Genomic DNA, 20,954 nt, shown 5'->3' with positions numbered 1-20,954 from the left:
CCCGGGCCGGGCTGTCGGAAAATGCACAGAAAATCCTTTTTGCGATTCCGCCGATCCATGGTTGGATGGGCGGGACAACCAAGGGAGGATTTGGATGACCCAGGTAACCATGACCGTGAATGGCGAGGCTGTTTCCGGTGACGTGGAAGGGCGGACGCTGCTGGTCGAGTTTTTGCGCGAAGGCCAGGGCATGACCGGCACCCATGTGGGATGCGACACCAGCCAGTGCGGCGCCTGCGTTGTGCATGTGGATGGCAAGGCGGTGAAGGCCTGCGCGGTTCTGGCGCTGGAGCTGGAAGGCGCGGAGGTGACGACCATCGAGGGAATGGCCAATGCGGACGGATCGCTCGGGACCATCCAGCAGGCGTTTCAGGACCACCACGGCCTGCAATGCGGCTTCTGCACGCCAGGCATGGTGATGTCGGCGGCGGCACTTCTGAAAGACAATCCGTCGCCGAGCGAGGCCGAGATACGGGAATATCTGGAAGGCAATATCTGCCGCTGCACGGGCTACCACAACATCGTCAAGGCGATCATGGCGGCCAGCGGGCAGGACGTATCGGCGATCGCGGCGGAATAGCGCCGGACCCGGCGCCCGAGGACGGCGCCAACCCGGCCGGAGGACCGGACGCGACGACAAGACAGGGCCGGTGGCCCTTGGGATGATCCTTCGGAGGCCCCCTATGGTGGCGGTGCCGGAAGGACACAGAGATAAGGGAGGACAACCATGCCGAAAGACAGTGGCATAGGCGCAAGTTCCAAGCGGCGCGAAGACCTGCGGTTTCTGACCGGGGAAGGGCGCTACACGGACGACATCAACCTGGCGGGGCAGGCCTATGTGTATTTCCTGCGGTCCGACATGGCGCATGCAAGGATCAACAGGATCGACACATCCACCGCCGAGAACATGCCCGGCGTGCTGCGCGTCTTCACCGGCGCGGATTTCGAGGCGGTGGGCGGCATTCCCTGCGGCTGGCAGGTGACCGACAGGCAAGGCAACCCGATGCAGGAACCGGCCCACCCGGTTCTGGCCCGCGGCAAGGCCCGCCATGTGGGCGATCCGATTGCCGCGGTTGTGGCCGAGACCTATGCCCAGGCCCGCAACGCGGCCGAGGCGATCGAGATGGACCTGGATGAGCTGCCGGCGGTCGTGGATATGAAAGCCGCGCTCGCCGACGATGCGCCCAAGGTCCATGACGAACTGGACGGCAACCTGTGCTATGATTGGGGCTGGATCGAGGATAACAAGGCGGCGACCGATGCGGCCTTCGAGGCGGCGGCCCATGTGACGACGCTGGAACTGGTCAACCAGAGGCTGGTGGCCAATCCGATGGAGCCGCGGGTGGCCGTGGGCGATTACGCCAAGCATTCAGACGAAAGCACACTCTACACCACCTCGCAGAACCCCCATGTGATCCGCCTTCTGATGGGCGCCTTCGTGCTGGGCATTCCGGAACACAAGCTCAGGGTCGTGGCCCCGGATGTGGGCGGCGGTTTCGGCTCCAAGATCTTCCACTACGCGGAGGAGGCCTTCTGCACCTTCGCCGCGAAACAGCTCAGACGTCCGGTGAAATGGACCTCCACCCGGTCGGAGGCCTTCATCTCCGACGCCCATGGCCGCGATCACGTAACCAGGATCGAACTGGCGCTGGACGCGGAGAACAATTTCACCGCCATCCGCACCGAAACCTATGCGAATATGGGGGCCTACCTGTCGACCTTCGCGCCGTCGGTACCCACCTATCTGCATGGTATTCTGATGGCGGGCAATTACAAGACGCCCAATATCTACGTAAATGTGAAGGCGGTCTTCACCAATACCGTGCCGGTCGATGCCTATCGCGGCGCGGGCCGCCCCGAGGCCACGTTCCAGCTTGAGCGGGTGATCGACAAGGCGGCACGCGAACTGGGCGTGGACCCGGTGGAGCTGCGCCGGCAGAACTTCATCACCGAGTTCCCCTACGCCACCCCGGTGGCGGTGGAATACGACACCGGCGATTACAACGCGACGATGGACAAGCTCCTCGAGATGATCGACCGCGACGGGTTCGAGGCGCGGCGCGCTGAAAGCGCCAGGAACGGCAAGCTGCGCGGGCTCGGCGTGAACTGCTATATCGAGGCTTGCGGGATCGCGCCCTCGGCCCTTGTCGGGCAGTTGGGCGCGCGCGCGGGGCTTTATGAAAGCGCCACGGTGCGGGTGAATGCCACCGGCGGTCTGGTCGTGATGACCGGCAGCCACAGCCACGGGCAGGGGCACGAGACCTCCTTCGCGCAGGTGGTGGCCGACATGATCGGCATCGACGAAAGCATGGTCGAGATCGTTCATGGCGATACCGCCAACACGCCGATGGGTATGGGCACCTACGGGTCCCGCAGCCTCGCGGTGGGCGGCTCGGCCATGGTGCGCGCGACCGAGAAGATCATCAACAAGGCCAAGAAGATCGCGGCCCATCTGATGGAAGCCTCCGAAGCGGATATCGAGCTGAAGGAGGGCCAGTTCAGCGTCGCGGGCACGGATAAATCCGTGGCCTGGGGCGATGTGACCCTCGCCGCCTATGTGCCGCATAACTACCCGATCGAGGAGATCGAACCGGGGCTGGAGGAAACCGCGTTCTACGACCCAAGCAACTTCACTTACCCGTCCGGCGCCTATGCCTGCGAGGTGGAGGTGGATCCCGAAACCGGGAAGGTGCAGATCCTGTCCTTCGCCGCGGCGGATGATTTCGGCAATATCGTCAACCCGATGATCGTCGACGGGCAGGTGCATGGCGGCGTGGCGCAGGGTATCGGCCAGGCACTGCTGGAACAGGCCGTTTATGACGAGAACGGGCAATTGGTGAACGCCTCCTACATGGATTACACGATGCCACGCGCCGACGATGTCCCGTTCTACCGGGTGGATCATTCCTGCGTGACGCCCTGCACCCACAACCCCTTGGGCGTGAAAGGCTGCGGGGAGGCGGGCGCGATCGGGTCGCCGCCATCGGTCGTCAATGCGGTGGTGGATGCGCTGCAACGGGCGGGGCACACCCATGTGACCCATATCGACATGCCGCTCAGCCCCTCGCGGGTGTGGCAGGCAATGCAAGGCTGAAGCGGGCGGGGGCCGCCACACGGGCGGGCCCGCCTGACTATTTCGAACAAGGAGAGGGCGCTTACCCCTCTCGGGAGGAGACACGGATGTATAATTTCGACTTTGCGCGCCCCGGTAGCATTGATGAGGCCGCGACGGCGCTTCAGGGCGAAGAGGCACAGGCGCTGGGCGGTGGGCAGACCCTGATCCCGACGATGAAACAGCGGCTCGCCGCCCCGGCAACCCTGGTCAGCCTGACCGGCATTCCCGAGATGCAGGGTGTCTGTCTCGACGATGACGGCCGGGTCTGCATCGGCGGCGCCACGCCGCACGCGGTGGTGGAGGCCGAAGCGGCGGCGCATTTCCCGGCGCTGGCGGCCCTTGCCGGGCGTATCGGCGACCCGGCGGTCCGCAATCGCGGGACCATAGGCGGATCGCTGGCCAATAACGACCCCTCCGCCTGCTACCCTGCCGCGGTGCTTGGCACCGGGGCCACGATCAAGACCAACACCCGCGACATCGCGGCCGATGATTTCTTCGAGGGGATGTTCACGACCGCCCTTCATGAAGGCGAGATCATCACCGAGGTGCGTTTTCCTGTACCCGAGGCCGCGAATTACCAGAAATTCGTCCAACCCGCCTCACGCTTCGCCCTCGTCGGTGTCTTCGTCGCAAAATATGCCGATGGGGTGCGGGTCGCGGTGACCGGCGCATCGGAGGATGGCGTGTTCCGCTGGAGCGAGGCGGAGGCGGCCCTGTCAGCGGATTTCTCTGCCGATGCGATCGCCGATCTGTCGGTGCCTGCCGATGACATGATCTCCGATCTGCACGGCTCGGGTGCTTACCGGGCGCATCTGGTCGGCGTCATGACCCGGCGGGCGGTGTCCGCCGCCACCTGAGCCGGGAGAGGCTCGAATTGAAAAAGCCCTGCCATTGCGGCGGGGCTTTTTTTGTTGTCATTCGGGCTTGATCCGGGCCGGGTCGAAAGGCAGGTCGGCCAGTTCGCGTCTATTCATCCGGGCGATGTCGGGATGCGAGAGTGGATCGCGCCGCCATTGCTGCCTTGCCTCTTCGGCCTGGCGGCATCGCCAGAGACGCAGCAGATGTAGCGGATATCGGAAAACCTGTGTCATGGCTATAGAGGTAGCGGTGGATTTACCCGTATGTTATGGAGTATTCTGGCAGGAGACTTTAGGAAAACTGAATGAGAGAGCTGAACCGCGTGCATTTGTCGGGCCTCAGGGCGGTGGAGGCCGTGGGTCGCCTGCACGGATTGCAGCGCGCCGCTGACGAGCTGGGCGTTTCCATCGGCGCGGTCAGTCAGCAGGTCAAGAAGACCGAGGCAGCACTTGGCCGCACCTTGTTCCACCGCACCCCGGCGGGGATGCGACCGACCAGGGCGGGGGACGAGGTTCTGGTTCATCTGGGCCGGGGCATGGCCGAACTGGCCACTGCGGTGCGTCTCGCCGGGCGCGGCGCGGAAGATAGGCTGGTCGTCTCCGTCGCACCGATTTTTGCAAGCCGCTGGCTTGTCTGGCGGCTGAGCGATTTTCATGCGCGTTTTCCGGATATTCGTGTGCGGATCGAGCCCGATATTGCGCTGGTCAATCCCGATGAGGCGGATGTGGACGTGTGCATCCGCGTAGGCCGCGGCGGCTGGCCCGGTGTGGTGGCGGAAAAGCTTCTTGATCAGCGCGTGTTTCCTGTCTGTGCGGCAGAGATGGCCGGCCGGCTGGCCGCGCCCGCCGATCTTGCCCATGTCCCCGTGATCCGCGAGAACGAGGCGCTGTTCGGCTGGGATGTGTGGCTGGGGGCCCAGGGTCTGAGCCCCGATATTCTGGGCGAGGGGCCGACCTATGCCGATGCATCGCTGTGCCTCGACGCGGCGATTGCGGGGCAGGGGGTGTTTCTGGCTTGGGAAACGCTGGCCTGTCCGGCGCTGGAGATGGGCCAGCTTGTCAGCCCCTTTCCGCAGCGGTTCCAGACCGGCGTCCATTACTGGGTCATTGCCCGCCAATCAGGCCTGCGGGCACGCGCCATCGCACAGTTCACAAGCTGGCTGAAGGCGGAAATGGAGGCCTCGGTCCATCAATGGCGGGCGCGGGAGGCGCGGGCGGGATGATGTCGGAACGTGAAAAGATGGCGGCCGGCACGTGGTATTCCTGCCTCGACGAGGAGCTTGAGGAGATGCGCATGGTCGCCCGGCGGGCCGTGCATCAGCATGCGACAATGGCGCCCGATCCGCGCGGCGGGATGGCCCCGCTGCTGCGCGATCTGTTCGCCTCGGTCGGGGCCGATGTGATGCTGGAGGCGCCGTTTCACTGCGCCTACGGGGTGAATATCTCGCTGGCCGACCGGGTTTACATGAACGCGGGCTGCGTGATCCTGGATACCGCGCCGGTGCGCATCGGGGCGCACACGATGCTGGGCCCGGGCGTGCATATCTATTGCGCGGAACACGATCACGATCCCGCCCGCCGCGCGGCAGGGCTGGAGATCGCACGGCCGGTCACGCTTGGGGCAAATGTCTGGATCGGCGGCGGCGCGATCCTGTTGCCCGGGGTCCGCATCGGCGATGGCGCGATCGTGGGGGCGGGCGCGGTCGTGTCCCGGGACGTGGCCCCGGGGCAGACGGTGACCGGCATGCCCGCGCGGGCAAGGCCCGGCTGATCCGCCGGATCCGTCCGGGTCTGGGAAAAACAGCGGCTCCCCGTCCAGCACAAAGGACGCGATGGCACCCTGACCCTCTTCCGCAGCAGCCACCGGGTGAAGGCCGCCGCCCCGTCGGCATTCACCTTCGGGCAATGCTCCGGCTTGACCGGCACCACGCCGTCTTGATTGAACAGCGCCGCGTCCCGTCGAAAGATTGCTGCACAATGGGGGCCGTCTGCCTCACCGATCCGGCGCGCAGCAAAAAGGCGCGGCGGGTCCGCCCCGCGCGCGTCTCATGTTTCGTTTCGGGCCGAAGGCCTACTTGGCCGGGCCAATCATCATCACCATCTGGCGGCCTTCCATCTTGGGCATGTTTTCCACCTTGCCGAGACCCTCGATATCGGTGGCCACACGTTCCAGAAGCTCGCGTCCCAGATTCTGGTGAGCCATTTCGCGGCCGCGAAAGCGCAAGGTCACCTTCACCTTGTCGCCATTTTCCAGAAACCGCGTCACGTTGCGCATTTTCACGTCATAATCATGGGTGTCGGTGTTGGGGCGGAATTTCACCTCCTTCACCTCGATGATCTTCTGTTTCTTCCGCGCCTCGGATTCGCGCTTTTGCTGTTCGTATTTGAACTTGCCGAAATCCATGATCTTGCAGACCGGCGGGTCCGCATTCGGAGAAATTTCCACCAGATCAAGGCCGGCCTGCTCAGCCATTTCCATGGCGCGGGCGGGTGTCACGACGCCGACATTTTCGCCTTCGGCGCCGATAAGGCGTATTTCGGGTGACCGGATGCGTTCATTGACGCGGGGTCCTGTCTCGCGCGTGGGCGGCGCATTATGGGGTCTGCGGGCTATTGGATTTTTCCTTCTGTAGCCTGAGGTTCGGGCCGCAAATCTAACCGTACCACCGTCGGCTTTCAAGGCGAATTGATGGCGGCCCCTTGCCGAGGGGAGCGGAGACGCCGCTTTCCCATTGTGCCGACGCTGCGGGGCAATTATGTGCCGAGTCATATGAAGTTGAACACCCTTGGGGGATAAGATGAATCGGATTCTGATCATTGTTGCGGTGCTGATCGTTGTCGCGGTGGGCGGGTACTTCCTGACCCAGGGCGCGGATGAGGCACCCGTGGCCGACGCGGTCGAAAGCACGACCGAAGACGCCGAAGCCGCCGCGGCCGAGGCGGAGGCGGAAGCCGCCGCCGCCGCTGAAGAGGCCGCCGCCGCCGCCGAGGCAGAAGCTGCCGCCGCCGCTGAAGAGGCCGCCGCCGCCGAGGCAGAAGCTGCTGCCGCCGCCGAAGCGGAAGCCGCCGCCGCTGAAGAAGCCGCCGCTGCCGCAGAAGCGGAAGCCGCTGCCGCCGCCGAGGCTGAGGCCGCCGCTGCGGAAGCCGCCGCCGCCGAAGCCGCGGCAGAGGTCGAAGCCGCTGCCGACGCCGCCGCAGAGGCGGTCGAGGATGCCGCGACCGAGGCCGCAGACGCGGTTGAAGGCGCCGCAGCCGATGCGGAAGTGTCGGCCGAAGCAAACGCCGCGCTGACGGTTGACGGGTTTGATGCCGATGCCGCGCTCCAGGCCGTGGAAAACTCCGATCTGGGCGAAGGCACGAAGCTGGGCCTGCGCACCGCCATCGAAGCGGCCCGCGACAACCCGGCGCTGGTCGAAGGCGTGGTGACGCAGATCCGCGAGGCGCTTGGCCTCTGACTCGAAGCCGGGCCAGCCCCATGACGACGCAACCCCGCACCGGACCGGTGCGGGGTTTTCATGTGTCGGCCGGAAAGACGTTTCAGCTTGGGCGCGGCGCTGATGCGCCGGGATCAGTCCAGAAACGCCTTTTCCACCACATATTGGGCGGGTTTGGAATTGGCGCCTTCCTCAAGCCCGTATTCCTCCAGCATCGCCTTCAGTTCCAGATTGAAGGCCAGGTTGCCGCAGATCATCGCCCGGTCATTCTCGGGGCAGAGCGGTTCGACGCCCAGATCCGCATACACCTCGCCCGAGCGCATCAGGTCGGTGATCCGGCCCATTTTCGGGCTCTCTTCGCGGGTCGTGGTCGGATAATACCTGATCTTGTCGGCAAAGCCTTCGCCGAAGAGCTCGGCCAGAACCTCGTCCTTGCGTATGCTGTCGATCAGCTCGGCACCATAGGCCAACTCGCCTGCCTCGCGACAGGTATGGGTGATGATAACCTCTTCGTAATCCTCGTAGGTCTGCGGATCGCGCAACAGGCTTGCAAAGGGCGCAAAGCCCGTACCGGTCGCGAAAAACCAGATCCGCTTGCCCGGGATCAACGCGTCATGCACCAGCGTTCCCACGGGCTTGGGCCGCAGGATGATCTCGTCACCGGGCCGGATATGCTGCAACCGGCTTGTCAGCGGGCCATCGGGTACCTTGATTGAATAGAACTCCAGTTCCTCGTCCCAGGAGGGGGAGGCGATGGAATAGGCTCGCAGAAGCGGTTTCTGCTTGCCCGTCTTGGGATCCGGGTCGCCCATCAGGCCGATCATCACGAACTCGCCCGAGCGGAACCGCAGGGAAACGGGCCGCGTCACACGAAAGGAAAACAGGCGATCCGTCCAGTGCTTCACGAAGGTCACGGTCTGGGCGTCGGGCAGGGTGGGTGCCGGTTTGGCGGCGGTCTGGGTCACGGGGGTTTGCTCGGTCATGCTCATGTAACGGCTCTAGCAGCCGTCCCTTGTCTTAGGCATTGATCTGGATCAGGGGAAGGGGGCTTAGCCGCGCAGCCGCGCCTGATAATCGAATGCGCGCCAGTTCGCGCGCGCCAGCCATTGGTCCTCGGGCTGGCGGGCGGCCAGATCGGGCCCGATCTCCACCTCGTCGAACCCGGCCCGCCGCGCCATCGCATATTGATCGGCCAGCACATGGCCGAAGGCCCGCAGCCGCCCGCCATAACCCATCGCGCGCAACCGTCTGGCAAGCGTGAAGCCGCGCCCATCGGCAAAGCTGGGAAAGGCGATGCGGATGATCTCCAGCCGGTCAAGATCCGCGGCCAGATCGGTCACGTCATCCGCCGGACCCAGATCCAGCCCTGCCGCATTGGCCGCGCAGCCGTCGCCAAGGGCCACGAAGCCCCCGGTCCAGTCCTCCGCCGCGAACCCGGTGTCGCGCACCAGCACCCGATCATCCATCGCGGGGTTGCCTTCTGTCTGTTCCAATTGCGCAAGTTCCATTGCCGGCCCCTTTCACGATGCCTGTTTCAGAGGGCCGCGGACGATCCGGCCATCGACGAAGTGAATGCCGCATTCATCCTTGTCCCGGCCCTTCCAGCGGCCCGCCCTCGGGTTTTCGCCCGCCGCAACCGGCGCGGTGCAGGGCGCACAGCCGATCGAGGGATAGCCGCGGGCCACAAGCGGGTGCCGGGGCAGGCGGTTGTTGATCATGTAATCCTGCACATCCTCCGGCGCCCAATGGGCCAGCGGATTGATCTTGATCCGAAAATCCCCCTCCGCCTCGAAAAACTCCAGCTCCGCGCGCTGCCCGCCCTGAAACCGCTTCCGGCCGGTGATCCAGGCGTCGAACGGGGCCAGCGCATGGGCCAGCGGCTGCGTTTTCCGCAGGCCGCAGCACGCATCCGCGTCGCGCTGATGCAGATCGCCCTCGGGGTCATGCGCGGCCAGCGCGGTCTGGCTCGCCCGGATGATCCGAAGCTCTTCCAGACCCAGAAACCCCGCAACCTCGCGCTGATACGCCAGCGTCTCGGGAAACAGCATTTCGGTGTCGATGAAGAGCACCGGCGTGGCCCGGTCGACCACCGAAACCATGTGCAGCAGCACGATCGATTCCGCCCCGAATGCGCTCACCAGCGCGATCCGGCCCGTATCGGTGTCGCGCAGGCCGTGCTCCAGCACCGAGATCGCCGAATGATGCCGGTAGCGGGCGTTCAACCGGGCCACGCGCGTTTCGACCGGCGGCAGCCTCACGTCACGCGGCATCGGCCTTGGCCTCCGCCGGGTAAAGGGCCGCCTTGAACGGCGCGATGCCAAGCCGCCGATAGGTTTGCAGGAAGGTCTCCTCCGGGTCGTCGCGAAGATCCAGATAGGCATGGACCAGCCGCTCGATGGCCGGAACGATATCCTCGGCGCCGAACCCGGGGCCCGCGCGCTCGCCGATCGTGGCCTCCTCGGTTCCGTCACCGCCTAGAGTGATCTGGTAGTTCTCCACCCCCGCCCGGTCGAGTCCCAGAATGCCGATATGGCCGACATGGTGGTGCCCGCAGGCATTGATGCAGCCCGAGATCTTGATCTTCAGCGGGCCGATATCCTGCTCCAGCTTCAAAGCCTCGAACCGGGTCGCGATTTCCTGCGCGATCGGGATCGACCGGGCCGTGGCCAGCGCGCAGTAATCCATGCCCGGGCAGGCGATGATGTCCGAGATCAGCCCGATATTCGCCGTGGCCAGCCCCGCCCTGCGCAGCGCCGCGTAGATCCGGGGCAGATGCCGGCGCGGCACATGGGGCAGGATGACGTTCTGCTCATGGCTGATCCTCAACTCATCATGGGCATAGGTTTCCGCCAGATCGGCCATTACCCGCATCTGCTCCGCCGTCGCATCACCCGGTGTCGCGCCATGCGCCTTGAGCGAGACGGAGACGATGGCATAGCCCTCCTGCCGGTGCTTATCCACATTTGTATCCACAAAGGCGCGAAATGCTGGATTTATGGCATATGTGATATCAAAACTCTCTGTACCTCCGGTTTCATAGGCAGGAGGTGCGAAGTGACTTTCGATTTCTGAAAGCATGCGTTGATCAATTCCGGCGAATGCGGCCTTTCGCATGGCAAATTCATCCCCAACCATGTTGCGGATTTCGTCGATCCCGGTTTCATGCACGGTGATCTTGATGCGGGCCTTGTACTTGTTGTCGCGCCGGCCAAGCAGATTGTAGACCGCAACCACGCTTTCCAGATAGGGCAGCAGGTCCTCGCCGGGCACGAAATCGGCCAGCACCTTGCCGATCATGGGTGTCCGGCCCAGGCCGCCGCCGACCAGCACCCGATAGCCGATTTGCCCGTCCCGCGCGACGATGCGCAGCCCGATATCATGGGCCGCCGTCACCGCCCGGTCATTGGGCGCGCCGGTGACGGCCACCTTGAATTTGCGCGGCAGGAACTGAAACTCCGGATGGTCGGTGGACCATTGCCGGATCAGCTCCGCCACCGGGCGCGGGTCGGCGATTTCATCGGCGGCGGCGCCCGCGAAATGGTCGGCGGTCACGTTGCGGATGGTGTTGCCGCTGGTCTGGATCGCATGCATGCCCACCTCGGCCAGCGCGTCCAGCATGTCGGGGACATCCGCCAGTTTCGGCCAGTTGAACTGGATGTTCTGGCGCGTGGTGAAATGGCCATACCCCTTGTCCCACCGCTCGGCGATCATCGCCAGCTGCCGCATCTGCGCGCTGTTGAGCGTGCCATAGGGGATCGCCACACGCAGCATATAGGCATGCAGTTGCAGGTAGAGCCCGTTCATCAGGCGAAGGGGCTTGAACTCCTCCTCGGTCAGCGATCCGTCGATGCGGCGCGCCACCTGCGCCCGGAACTGGGCGTTGCGCTCGGCCAGAAAAGCGGCGTCGAAATCGGTGTATCTATACATTTTTGGACTCCACCTGCTTGCCATGGGCGTAGTTGGACGGCCCCGTAGCGCGAAACGTCTCGCGGAAATGGACCGGGGCAGGTCCGTCGGGACCGGCGACGGCATCGGCCAGATAGGGCCCGACGACCTGGCCGGGGCGCATCTCCGCATCCAGGAGGCGCAGTTGCGCATGCGCCTCATCCTCGATCAGCTCCGCTTCGGTCAGCTGCCGGGTCCAGCGGTCATCTTCGGTCAGATACACCACATCGCCTTCCAGAAGGGCGTTGGCGGTGACGACTTTGGGCGTGAAGGCACGGGGCATCAGGCATGGTCCTTTTGCAGATGGGGAAGGGCGGCCTCGGCGGCGCGGGGGCTCAGGCCGTAAAGCAGGATCGCGGGCCCCGCCATGGCGGCGGTATCGATATCGGCAGCCAGACGCGCCAGCGTGGTCGACAGCACCCGCGCACCGATGCGCGAGGCGTTTTCGACCACGCTCACCGGCGTGTCGGGGGCCGCGCCATGCATCAGCAGCCGGCCCTGCAGGAACCGCGCCCCGCGCTTGGCCATGTAGATCGCGGCCACCTCTCCGCGCCGGGCCAGACCGCGCCAGTCATGCTCGGCAAAGCCCTGCACGTCATGACCGGTCAGAAATCGCAGCGCCGAGTTGCGGTCCCGCTTGGTGAGGCTTTGGCCTATCCCGGCCGCCGCGGCCGAGGCGGCGGTGATCCCGGGAACCACCGACCATGGAACGCCCGCGGCCTCAAGCGCCTCGATCTCTTCATCGAGACGGCCATAGATCGTGGGGTCGCCGGATTTCAGGCGGACCACATAGGCGCCGTCGGCCGCGTGCCGGATGATCAAGCCGCAGATGTCCTGCTGCGACATGGATGGGCCGAACCCCTCTTTGCCGGCATTGATCAGCACCGCTTCGCGCCTGGCGAGTTCCAGAATTTCCGGCGCGACAAGCCGGTCGTAGATCACCACATCGGCCTCGTCCAAGGCGCGGCGGGCCTTCAGCGTCAAGAGTTCCGGATCGCCGGGGCCTGCGCCCACCAGCGCCACGCGGCCCGGCTGGGCCTTGCGCGTCAGATGGTCGGAAAGCAGGGTTTCAAGATTTTCCAGGGCGCCTTCTTCACCCCTTTTATCAGCGGCTTCCGGTCCGGACTTGAAGTAATACTCCGCCCAGAAGTCGCGCCGGGCGCGTCCCATGGGCAGTGCCTCCGCTGCTTTGCGGAACCCCTTGCCGACCCGCGCCAGAAGGCCAAGCTTGACAGGCAGGCGCGCCTCCAGATCCGATTTGATCGCGCGCGCCAGAACCGGGGCCGCCCCCTCGGTGCCGATCGCCACGGTCACCGGATCCCGGTCGACGATGGCGGGCGTGATGAACTGGCTTCGCTCCAGATTGTCTACCCAGTTCGTCAGGGCCCCATCGGCCTGGGCCAGCGCGGTCACGCGCGCATCCTCGACCTCGTCGTCATTGGCGGCGTAGAAAAGCGCCGCGCAGAGCGCATCGCCCGGGCCAAACGGGCGCCGGATCACGGTCAGCCGGCCCTCCGCCGCCCAGGCGTCGATCTCCGGCGCAGGATCGGACGCGAAGACCGACAGGCGCGCCTCGGTCTTCATCAGCAGTCGCAGCTTGGCCAGTGCCGCCTCGCCGCCGCCCGAGACGACGATGAGGCGGCCGGCGACGGCCAGAAAGATCGGGAAATGCTGCATGGCGAACCTCAGGCGCTGTTTTCATACCAAAGGTAGAATAATTTCCCGATAAATGGCAGATCGAGCTTGCGAAAAGGGACGTATGTTCTATGACCTGAGTGAGATCAGATACCCTGTTCGTCCGATGAAAGGCCCTTGGAATGACTGTTCAGGTCGATGAGATGGACCGGAAAATCCTACGCGCGCTGCAGGAGGATGCGAGCCGGTCTCTGGACGAGATCGCGCGGGAGGTCGGCTCCTCCAAGACCCCGGTCTGGACCCGGATTCGCAAATTGCGGGAGGCCGGCATCATCGGTCGGCAGACGGTGATCCTCGATGCCGAGGCTCTGGGGCTGGAGGCCTGCTTCTTCGTGCTGATCCGCACGTCGGAGCATGAGGCCGAGTGGCAGCAGACATTCCTAGCCGCCCTGCGGGCCCGGCCCGAGGTGATGGAGGCGCACCGCCTCGCCGGTGAAATCGACTATATCCTGAAGGTGCGCGTCCCCAACGCCCGGGCCTATGACGCGTTCTATCAGGCGCTGATTTCCGAGGTGCGGATCTACAACGTGACCGCGCTTCTGAGCATGGAGGAGATCAAGTCAACGCCGCTTCTTCCACTTGGACAAGCTCCGTCGAAATCTTAGCACTTTGCTCCAGGCTCTTGTGAACAGGGCATTTATCGGCGATCTCCAGAAGCCGCAGACGCTGGTCGGTATCCAGATCGCCGCTGAGCGTGATCGCCCGTGTGAAATGATCCAGCGGCATCGCGGGGCCCGCGGCGTCCTGCCCGTGCATCCGGTTGTGGGTCACGTCCACGGCCACGTGGTCCAGCGGCCATTTCTTGCGCCGTGCATACATCCGAATGGTCATCGACGTGCAGGCGCCCAGACCCGCGGCAAGGAACTGGTAGGGTGTCATGCCCCGGTTGGTCCCGCCATAGCTTAGCGGCTCGTCGGCATAGGCGTGGTGGAACGGGCCGGCCTGAATGTCTTGCAGGAAACCGTCCGGGCCTGCCTCGCTCACCCGCGTGATGCCCTCGGGTGCGCCGGGGGGTGGCGCGGGCGGGCGCAGGTCGACGTAGCGCCCGACCCATGCAGCGATCACATCGGCGGCGTATTCCGCGTCTTCGGCCCGGCTGACCAGATGATCGGCGCCGTCTAGTGTCACGAAGCTTTTGGGGTGTTTCGCGGCAACGAAGATCTGCGTGGCGTTTTCGATCCCCACGATCTCGTCACGCGGCGCATGAAGAATCAACAACGCCTTGTTGAGCTTTGAAATTGCGGGCGCAATATTCTCCGCCTTCACATCCTCGACAAAATGCTGTCCGATCCTGACCGGCCGCCCGCCAAGGTTCACCTCGCCCACGCCATCGGCCGCGATCCTGTCCAGCGCGTCGCCGAAGTTATGTGTCACATGGCCCGGATCGAACGGCGCGCCGATGGTAGCCACGGCCTTCACACTGTCGATCCGGCCCGCCCCTCGCAGCACCGCCGCGCCGCCAAGCGAATGGCCGATCAGAAGCGCAGGCGCCATGCCGCGCGCTTTCAGCGCGTCGGCGGCGGCCAGCAGGTCGCTCACATTCGAGGTGAAGGAGGTGTTTTCGAACTCGCCGCCGGAATGGCCCAGCCCGGTGAAATCGAAGCGCAGAACCGCAAAACCCATCGCCGCCAACCGGGCGGAGATGCGCCGCGCGGCCGGAATGTCCTTGCCGCAGGTGAAGCAATGCGCCATCAGCGCCGTCGCCAGATGCGGCCCGTCCGGCAGGTCCAGCCGCGCAGACAGGTCATGACCCCCGTGGCCGGGGAAGGTGAAGCGCTCTGTTGGCATGGGGACACGGGCTCCTTTGTGCACCATTCAGCATGTGGTCCACAGACGGTCTGCCGCAAGCTTGCTCTCGGTGATCTCACGGCCTTGTGCATGGAACGCAGGCAATGCGTGACAATTCCGTGGCGTTTCGAATGCCCGCGCCGCGCGGCTACGGGCAATGCACCCCCGTTTTCCCGCATCCGGCGGCGGATCCGGCTCTACGGGGCCGATTGCAGTCGGGGGCGATTCTCCGCCGGTATCGCGCGCCCAGCCACGGCCCGAAAAGGCCCGCGCCTCAGCCTTTCATCGCTTATGCCGAACCGCCGCTCAGCCCCATCAGGCGTTCGTCAAACGGATACCGGGTCAGATCCTCGTACCCGTCTTCTGTCACCAGCACCTGATCCTCCAGCTTGATGCAGAAATCTCCGCCTTCTTCGCCCACCAACGCTTCCACGCACAGCGTCATCCCCGCTTCCAGATGATAGTCGAAGGCGCCCTCGTCTATGCTCTCCGGATACGCGATGAGCGGCCATTCATCGCAAAGCCCGACCCCGTGAAACCGGCAGGAATACTGCCGCGCCACGTATTTCCGGTCCAGCTGATGGCCGCCGAAGGTCAGGTCCCGGAACGACACGCCCGGTTTCAGCATCTCCTTGTTGGTCATGATATGCTCATGGGCATGCTGCATCGCCGCGATCATGTCGGGGCGCGGGGTGCCGTCGCCCACCCACCATGTGCGGCTGATATCGACGCAGATGCCATAGCTGCCGATCAGGTCGGTGTCGAAGGCCACGATCTCGTTGTTCTGCACCACCCGCGGCCCGCATTCCTGGAACCACGGGTTGGTGCGCGGGCCCGAGGCCAGCAACCGCGTTTCGATCCATTCGCCGCCGCGCCTGATATTCTCGGCATGCAGCACCGCCCAGATCTCATCCTCGCTCAGCCCCGGGGCACAGGCGACCTCCATCTCGGCCATCGCAACCTCGCAGGCATGGGCGGCGCAGCGCATGGCGAGGATCTCGTCGGGGCCCTTGAGCACACGGGCCTTCTCGGTCACCTCCTCGCCCTCGAAAATCTCGAACCCGGCCCGCTCCAGCGCCCGGGCGCCTTTCAGCATGATCTTGTCCACCGCCAGCCGCCTGTTGCGCCCGGCATGGGCCGCCATCACCTCCGCCACCTGGGCCGCGAACCCTTCGGCCGCCTCGCTTGTCCGATCCCCGGCGGAGAAATAGAACATCGACGCGCCGGAGCGGGTTTCGCGCACCAGCGGGTTGTGATCGGCCAGAAACGGCGAATTCTTGTAGTCCCACAGCACCATGTACCCATCCGCCGTGACGAGACAGGCGCGAAACGGATTATGGGTGTTCCAGAGCTGCATCGAGGTCGAATCGGTCGCGTAGCGAATGTTCAGCGGGTCGAACATCAGCAGCCCGCCATACGCCCGCTCCGCCAGCTTCTCCACGAGCCGTTGCAGTCTGTAGGCCCGCATCGCGGCCAGATCCGGCAGTGTCAGCCCCGCCGCCTCCCATTCGCGATAGGCCAGCATCGTCGGGCCGATCTCAACCCGGTCATTGTCGTTCGGCGTGCCGTCCGGCAGGGCAGGGCCCTTGCCGGGGTCGATCTTGCGCTTGGGCGGTCGATAGGCTTCATTCATCTCGGGCGTCCTTGCCACCATGGGGCCAGCCTGCGGGCCCGCGACGGGCCCATCGCGCCAGAACGCGGCACCGGAAAGGTCGGATTTGGAACACATCTTTCAGAAGACCCTGCCTTTTGCGCCCTGGATGACCGAAGCGAGCCGCCGCCTTCCTGGGGTGCAGCCGCTGAAGATGACCGACTGGCTGGTGGTGGATGACGCCTTCGCCGGGCAGATGGCCGCGCGGGACCGGTTGCTGAGCGAACGCCGTGCGGAAGTGCTGGCGCCAGGCCCGTCCGATGCGCCCGCGGCGGAGCTTCTGGCGCTGATCCTCGCCCATCTGGGCCCCGGTTACGGGCGCGCGGCAGGGCAGGTGACCCGCCCGGACGGGGTGACCGTGCGGCTTGATGGGCCGCCGCTTCTGACCGCCGCCCGGCTGGTGCAGGAGGATCTGTGCATTCTGGAAAAACCGGATGGCGCGCCCGAGCATGTGCTGACCGCCGCGGCGCTCTGCTTTCCGGCAAGCTGGACACTGGCCGAGAAGATCGGCCACCCGCTCAGCCGTATCCACGCCCCGGTTTCCGTCTATGACGCGGATATGGCACCTCGCGTGCAGCGCCTGTTCGACAGGGTTCACCCCGAACGCCCGCTCTGGCGGCAGAACGCGCTGCTCTACGCGGACCCGACGCTCTATCACCCCAGAACCGAGCTGCAGCCGCGCGTCGCCCCGGCGGAGCGACCGGACTACCTGCGCTCGGAACGGCAATGCATATTGCGGCTGTGGGACACCGGGGCGGTGGTGTTTTCCATCCATACATGGGTGTTGCCCTTCGCGTCCCTGACCGCGGCCCAACTGGCCACGCTCAAGACCTATCCGATCGAGTATGAAGGGCGAACCTGATGGATGATATCGCCGCCCAATACGACGCCTATCCCTATCCCCATCGTGACCCGGAGGATGAGAAGAAGCGGCTGATCACCGGCTCGCCCAGCCATCCGCTGGAGATTGACCACTTCCTGTTCGCCGGACAGCGCGACTGGTCGCGCAGCTTTCGCGTTCTGGTGGCCGGTGGGGGTACGGGAGACGCGCTGATCCAACTTGCACAAACGCTCACAAGTGCCGGAAAACCTTATGAGATAACCTATCTTGACCTGTCCGCCGCCGCGCGCCGCGTGGCCGAGGCGCGGGCCAGGGCGCGGGGCCTGCGCGGCATCGCCTTCCACACCGCATCGCTTCTCGATGCGGCGCAATACGGACCGTTCGACTATATCGATTGCTGCGGCGTGCTGCATCATTTGCCCGAGCCGCAGCTTGGCTTCGACGCGCTTGGCGCGGCGCTGGCCGATGGCGGCGGGATCGGGATGATGGTTTATGCGCCTTACGGGCGCGCCGGGGTCTATCCCCTGCAAGAGGCGTTCGGCGCTCTGTTGCAGGGCAGTCCGCGCGACAGGCTGCGTCAGGCCCGGGCTATCTTCGCCCGCCTGCCCGAGGGCCATCCGTTCAAGCGCAATCCGCATCTGGGCGACCATCTGGAGGGCGATGCGGGCTTCTACGATTTACTTTTGCACGGGCAGGACAGGCCCTATACGATCCGCCAGCTCGTCGAAACGCTCGGCGCGGCGGGGCTGGAACTGGTCGGCAGCCCGCAGGCCCATCTCTACGATCCGGGGCCCATCGTCGGCGATCCGCGTCTGATTGTGGGGATGGACGATCTGGCGCGGATGGAGCTTGCCGAGAAGCTGCGCGGCACGATCAAGACCCATGTGGTCTATGCCGCCCATAACGCGGCCGGACGGGTGGCGCGGCCGGGCCCCGGCGCGGTGCCCCATCTCAAGGGCGTGTCCGGGTCCAAACTCGCCGATGTGATCACCCGGAAAGGCGTGGTGCCGGTGACATTGGCGGGCGAAAAGATGGAACTGCCGGTGTCCGCCATGGCCGCCCGTTGCCTGCGTCATGTCACGGGCCGGGCCAACCTGAGCCAGATCGGGGCGGCGGCGGGGCTCGATCCCATCGCCTTCAACGCCGTCTGGGCCCCGGCCTCCGATGAACTGACGCGGCATGGGTTGATGTATTACTCCACGCTGCTGACCGGCTGAAAGGGCGCGCAGGGCACACTACATCCTGAAATGCTTGGAGAGTTTCAGCCCCTGACCCTGATAGTTGGAGGCCAGATCGGCGCCGTATAGCCGCTCCGGCAGGGACGCCATCTTCTCATAGACCAGACGCCCGACGACCTGCCCGTGTTCCAGCACGAAAGGCGCCTCGTGGCACCGCACCTCCAGCACGCCGCGCGCGCCCGCGCCGCCCGCCTCCGCATGGCCGAAACCGGGATCGAAGAAACCCGCGTAATGCACGCGGAACTCGCCGACCATCGCCAGATAGGGGGACATCTCGGCGGCGCAATCGGGCGGGATCGTCACCGCCTCCCGGCTCACGAGAATGTAGAACGCACCGGGGTCCAGAATGATACGGGCCTCGTCCGTGCGCACCTCTTCCCAGAAATCGGCCGGATCATAGCCACCGATATTGTCCAGATCGATCACGCCGGTATGCGGTTTGGCCCGGTAGCCCACCAGATCGCCGGTATCCGGTTTCAGATCGACGGAAAAACCGAGCCCCTCGTCGATCACCGCAACCCCCGAGACCAGCGGGCTTTCCGCATGGCGCGCGCGCAGGTCGTCATCGCTCAGCACGGCCTGTCCCTGCCGGAACCGGATCTGGTTGAGCCGCATCCCGGGGCGGACCAGCACACTGAAGGAGCGCGGGCAGATCTCCGCATAGAGCGGGCCGTTATAGCCCGGGCCGATCCGGTCGAACTCCACGCCGCCATCGGTGATCGTGCGGGTCAGCAGGTCAAGCCGTCCGGTGGAGCTCTTGGCATTGGCCACCGCACTCATATCATCGGGCAGCGCCAGTTCCTCCATCAAGGGCACCACATAGACGCAGCCCTTTTCCAGAACCGCGCCCGGGGTCAGATCGACCCGGTGCATCTCGAACTCGTTCAGCCGTGCCGCCACCGTCGTCCCGTCGCCCGCCAGAAAGGACGCGCGCACACGATAGGCGGTGGTGCCAAGGCGCAGGTCGAGACTGGCCGGCTGGATCTGGTCCGCGGTCGGGGGAATGACGGCGGCAATCTCCCGCCGGTCGATCATCGCCCGGATCACGTGGTCGGGCAGAACGCCTTGCATCATAACGGCCCCCTTTTCAGCCATCAAAAAAACCGCCCCGCCCAAACGGGCCCGGGCGGTTCTTGAAATGGTCGGGCTAGCAGGACTCGAACCTGCGACCTTCCGTCCCCCAGACGGACGCGCTACCAGGCTGCGCCATAGCCCGACGTCCCGCCCTTCTAGCGATTTTGCGAGGACGTGCAAGCTTGAAACAGGAGCGGTCATCGGCGGGGGCGGGGACCGGTCTCAAGCCGGCGGAGCGCCGGCCATCCTGTCGCGCAGAGCCTGCAACCGGGCCAGCGCCGGGCCAAGCGCCTGGCGGCGATCCGCGGGCAGATCGGCGCCGCGGGCCACAAGGTCGCGGAGATGGGCGACATGATCCACCTGCCCGGCGGGGGCGGCGTGGGGCGAATCGGCCTCGGCGGCGGGCTCGGGCGCCCTGGCCGTCTCCGGGCTTTGCGCCGCCACGGGCTCAGGCTCCGGCTCGGGGCCCGGTTCAGCCTCGGTCTCTTCAAGCGGCAATTCCGCAGGGGCAGGGGTTGTGTCCGTCACCTGCTTCGCCTCTGGCGCGGCATCCTCGGCCTCCGTCTCGCCAGCGGGGCCGGCGGCGGCATCCTCCTGCAGATCCTCCTCGGTCACCAGCGTTCCGCTCAGCGTTTCGACACCTGCGGCCTCGAACGGGGGCGACAGGCTCGCGATATGGGCCACGCCCTCTTCGCGGATCATCTTCTTGACCCCGCGGATGGTCAGGCCCTGCTCATGCAGCAGAACCTTGATCCCCCCGACCAGGGCCATGTCCGCGGGCCGGTAATATCGCCGTCCGCCGGCCCGTTTGACCGGTTTTATCTGTGGAAACTTGCTTTCCCAGAAGCGCAGCACATGGGCGGCCACGTCAAGCCATTCGGCCACCTCGCGGATGGTGCGAAAAGCTTGCGGAGATTTGGACATCTGCGCGGCCTTACCTGCGGTTGCCCGCGGCCACCCGGTCTTTCATGAGATGGCTGGGGCGAAAGGTCAGCACCCGGCGGGGCAGAATGGGCACCTCTTCGCCGGTCTTCGGGTTCCGGCCGACACGCGCGGTCTTGTTGCGAACCGAAAATGTGCCGAAGGACGAGATTTTCACCTGACCGCCCTCCACAAGATTGTCCGACATCAACTCCAGCACGCGCTCCACCAGTTGGGCGCTTTCGTTGCGCGACAGACCCACCTCGCGAAACACCGCTTCGCTCAGATCCATCCGTGTGAGAGTTTTGCCAGCCATGCCATCATTCCCCATGTATTTCGCAACAGCATGAGCGATGGTATTTCTCAAGTCAATATCAAGGGCTTGTGGATAGGCG

General features: G+C 65.2%; 22 protein-coding genes and 1 tRNA gene. 9 read left to right on the top strand and 14 right to left on the bottom strand.

All coding sequences use genetic code 11. The features are described 5' to 3' along the window. The first annotated feature begins 94 nt into the window (after positions 1-94). The 3 genes from D9R08_RS11420 (at position 95) to D9R08_RS11410 (ending at position 3,972) form a co-directional block, all read left to right on the top strand. A complete protein-coding gene (locus D9R08_RS11420; RefSeq protein WP_121898170.1) occupies positions 95-580 on the top strand; it encodes a (2Fe-2S)-binding protein in 486 nt (161 codons plus the stop codon). 147 nt (positions 581-727) lie between these two features. After that, positions 728-3,094, top strand: coding sequence for a xanthine dehydrogenase family protein molybdopterin-binding subunit (locus D9R08_RS11415; protein WP_121898169.1), 2,367 nt, complete (start codon positions 728-730; stop codon positions 3,092-3,094). A gap of 86 nt (positions 3,095-3,180) precedes the next feature. Further along, on the top strand, positions 3,181-3,972 hold the full coding sequence (locus D9R08_RS11410) for an FAD binding domain-containing protein (RefSeq protein WP_121898168.1): 792 nt from the start codon (positions 3,181-3,183) through the stop codon (positions 3,970-3,972). 57 nt (positions 3,973-4,029) lie between these two features. Here the strand turns inward: D9R08_RS11410 and D9R08_RS19235 are convergent, their stop codons facing one another. Continuing rightward, positions 4,030-4,206 carry a hypothetical protein gene (locus D9R08_RS19235; protein WP_199709344.1) on the bottom strand — a complete coding sequence of 59 codons (177 nt, stop codon included), beginning with the start codon at positions 4,204-4,206 and terminating at the stop codon, positions 4,030-4,032. 71 nt (positions 4,207-4,277) lie between these two features. Here D9R08_RS19235 and D9R08_RS11405 point away from each other — a divergent pair, with 71 nt between their 5' ends. Both D9R08_RS11405 and D9R08_RS11400 read left to right on the top strand, forming a co-directional pair. After that, a complete protein-coding gene (locus D9R08_RS11405; RefSeq protein WP_121898167.1) occupies positions 4,278-5,195 on the top strand; it encodes a LysR substrate-binding domain-containing protein in 918 nt (305 codons plus the stop codon). Beyond that, the gene (locus tag D9R08_RS11400; RefSeq protein ID WP_233557424.1) at positions 5,165-5,743 is read left to right on the top strand and encodes a sugar O-acetyltransferase; all 579 of its coding nucleotides are present in this window, start codon (positions 5,165-5,167) and stop codon (positions 5,741-5,743) included. The genes D9R08_RS11405 and D9R08_RS11400 overlap by 31 nt, the downstream gene beginning before the upstream one ends. 300 nt (positions 5,744-6,043) lie before the next feature. Here the strand turns inward: D9R08_RS11400 and infC are convergent, their stop codons facing one another. Beyond that, the gene (gene infC / locus D9R08_RS11395; protein ID WP_121898166.1) at positions 6,044-6,742 is read right to left on the bottom strand and encodes a translation initiation factor IF-3; all 699 of its coding nucleotides are present in this window, start codon (positions 6,740-6,742) and stop codon (positions 6,044-6,046) included. A 28-nt stretch (positions 6,743-6,770) separates the two neighbouring features. Between infC and D9R08_RS11390 the strand changes: the two genes are divergently transcribed. Next, on the top strand, positions 6,771-7,427 hold the full coding sequence (locus D9R08_RS11390) for a hypothetical protein (RefSeq protein WP_121898165.1): 657 nt from the start codon (positions 6,771-6,773) through the stop codon (positions 7,425-7,427). Between the two features lie 113 nt (positions 7,428-7,540). On the opposite strand, the gene D9R08_RS11385 is transcribed toward D9R08_RS11390, so the two are convergent. From D9R08_RS11385 to cysG, 6 genes are all read right to left on the bottom strand, one after another. Next, positions 7,541-8,389, bottom strand: coding sequence for a ferredoxin--NADP reductase (locus D9R08_RS11385; RefSeq protein WP_121898164.1), 849 nt, complete (start codon positions 8,387-8,389; stop codon positions 7,541-7,543). 66 nt (positions 8,390-8,455) lie between these two features. Next, entirely contained in the window at positions 8,456-8,914 is a 459-nt protein-coding gene (locus D9R08_RS11380; RefSeq protein WP_233557423.1) for a DUF934 domain-containing protein, read from the bottom strand. A gap of 12 nt (positions 8,915-8,926) precedes the next feature. After that, on the bottom strand, positions 8,927-9,676 hold the full coding sequence (locus D9R08_RS11375; RefSeq protein ID WP_121898163.1) for a phosphoadenylyl-sulfate reductase: 750 nt from the start codon (positions 9,674-9,676) through the stop codon (positions 8,927-8,929). Further along, complete coding sequence (locus D9R08_RS11370; RefSeq protein WP_121898162.1) at positions 9,666-11,333, bottom strand: nitrite/sulfite reductase; 1,668 nt, start codon at positions 11,331-11,333, stop codon at positions 9,666-9,668. The genes D9R08_RS11375 and D9R08_RS11370 overlap by 11 nt, the downstream gene beginning before the upstream one ends. After that, positions 11,326-11,634: a DUF2849 domain-containing protein gene (locus D9R08_RS11365; RefSeq protein ID WP_121898161.1), complete on the bottom strand. Its 309-nt coding sequence runs from the start codon at positions 11,632-11,634 to the stop codon at positions 11,326-11,328. Before D9R08_RS11365 ends, D9R08_RS11370 begins: the two co-directional genes overlap by 8 nt. After that, positions 11,634-13,028, bottom strand: coding sequence for a siroheme synthase CysG (gene cysG, locus D9R08_RS11360; protein ID WP_121898160.1), 1,395 nt, complete (start codon positions 13,026-13,028; stop codon positions 11,634-11,636). Before cysG ends, D9R08_RS11365 begins: the two co-directional genes overlap by 1 nt. Positions 13,029-13,168: 140 nt before the next feature. On the opposite strand from cysG, the gene D9R08_RS11355 reads away from it, so the two are divergent. Next, positions 13,169-13,651, top strand: a complete 483-nt coding sequence (locus D9R08_RS11355; protein WP_121898159.1) for an Lrp/AsnC family transcriptional regulator — start codon at positions 13,169-13,171, stop codon at positions 13,649-13,651. On the opposite strand, the gene D9R08_RS11350 is transcribed toward D9R08_RS11355, so the two are convergent. Together D9R08_RS11350 and dddP are read right to left on the bottom strand one after the other, a co-directional pair. Then, entirely contained in the window at positions 13,602-14,834 is a 1,233-nt protein-coding gene (locus tag D9R08_RS11350; protein WP_121898158.1) for a bifunctional alpha/beta hydrolase/OsmC family protein, read from the bottom strand. The genes D9R08_RS11355 and D9R08_RS11350 overlap by 50 nt on opposite strands. A gap of 289 nt (positions 14,835-15,123) precedes the next feature. Then, positions 15,124-16,467: a dimethylsulfonioproprionate lyase DddP gene (dddP, locus tag D9R08_RS11345; protein ID WP_121898312.1), complete on the bottom strand. Its 1,344-nt coding sequence runs from the start codon at positions 16,465-16,467 to the stop codon at positions 15,124-15,126. Positions 16,468-16,594: 127 nt separating this feature from the next. Here dddP and D9R08_RS11340 point away from each other — a divergent pair, with 127 nt between their 5' ends. Further along, complete coding sequence (locus D9R08_RS11340; RefSeq protein WP_121898157.1) at positions 16,595-17,347, top strand: heme-dependent oxidative N-demethylase family protein; 753 nt, start codon at positions 16,595-16,597, stop codon at positions 17,345-17,347. Next, on the top strand, positions 17,347-18,543 hold the full coding sequence (locus D9R08_RS11335) for a class I SAM-dependent methyltransferase (RefSeq protein ID WP_121898156.1): 1,197 nt from the start codon (positions 17,347-17,349) through the stop codon (positions 18,541-18,543). Before D9R08_RS11340 ends, D9R08_RS11335 begins: the two co-directional genes overlap by 1 nt. A gap of 18 nt (positions 18,544-18,561) precedes the next feature. Here the strand turns inward: D9R08_RS11335 and D9R08_RS11330 are convergent, their stop codons facing one another. The 4 genes from D9R08_RS11330 to ihfA all read right to left on the bottom strand — a co-directional run bounded on the left by D9R08_RS11330 (position 18,562) and on the right by ihfA (position 20,875). Then, positions 18,562-19,635, bottom strand: a complete 1,074-nt coding sequence (locus D9R08_RS11330) for a 2'-deoxycytidine 5'-triphosphate deaminase (RefSeq protein WP_121898311.1) — start codon at positions 19,633-19,635, stop codon at positions 18,562-18,564. A 68-nt stretch (positions 19,636-19,703) separates the two neighbouring features. Continuing rightward, positions 19,704-19,780: transfer RNA gene (locus D9R08_RS11325), tRNA-Pro, on the bottom strand. A gap of 80 nt (positions 19,781-19,860) precedes the next feature. Continuing rightward, positions 19,861-20,562: a MerR family transcriptional regulator gene (locus D9R08_RS11320; protein ID WP_121898155.1), complete on the bottom strand. Its 702-nt coding sequence runs from the start codon at positions 20,560-20,562 to the stop codon at positions 19,861-19,863. Between the two features lie 10 nt (positions 20,563-20,572). Beyond that, on the bottom strand, positions 20,573-20,875 hold the full coding sequence (gene ihfA, locus D9R08_RS11315) for an integration host factor subunit alpha (protein WP_121898310.1): 303 nt from the start codon (positions 20,873-20,875) through the stop codon (positions 20,573-20,575). Positions 20,876-20,954 lie beyond the last annotated feature (79 nt).

Origin of the sequence: Rhodophyticola porphyridii (assembly GCF_003688285.1) — a bacterium.
Lineage (GTDB): Bacteria > Pseudomonadota > Alphaproteobacteria > Rhodobacterales > Rhodobacteraceae > Rhodophyticola > Rhodophyticola porphyridii.
Note: the sequence above shows the minus strand (reverse complement) of the source record. Positions and strands in the feature narration are given on the sequence as shown.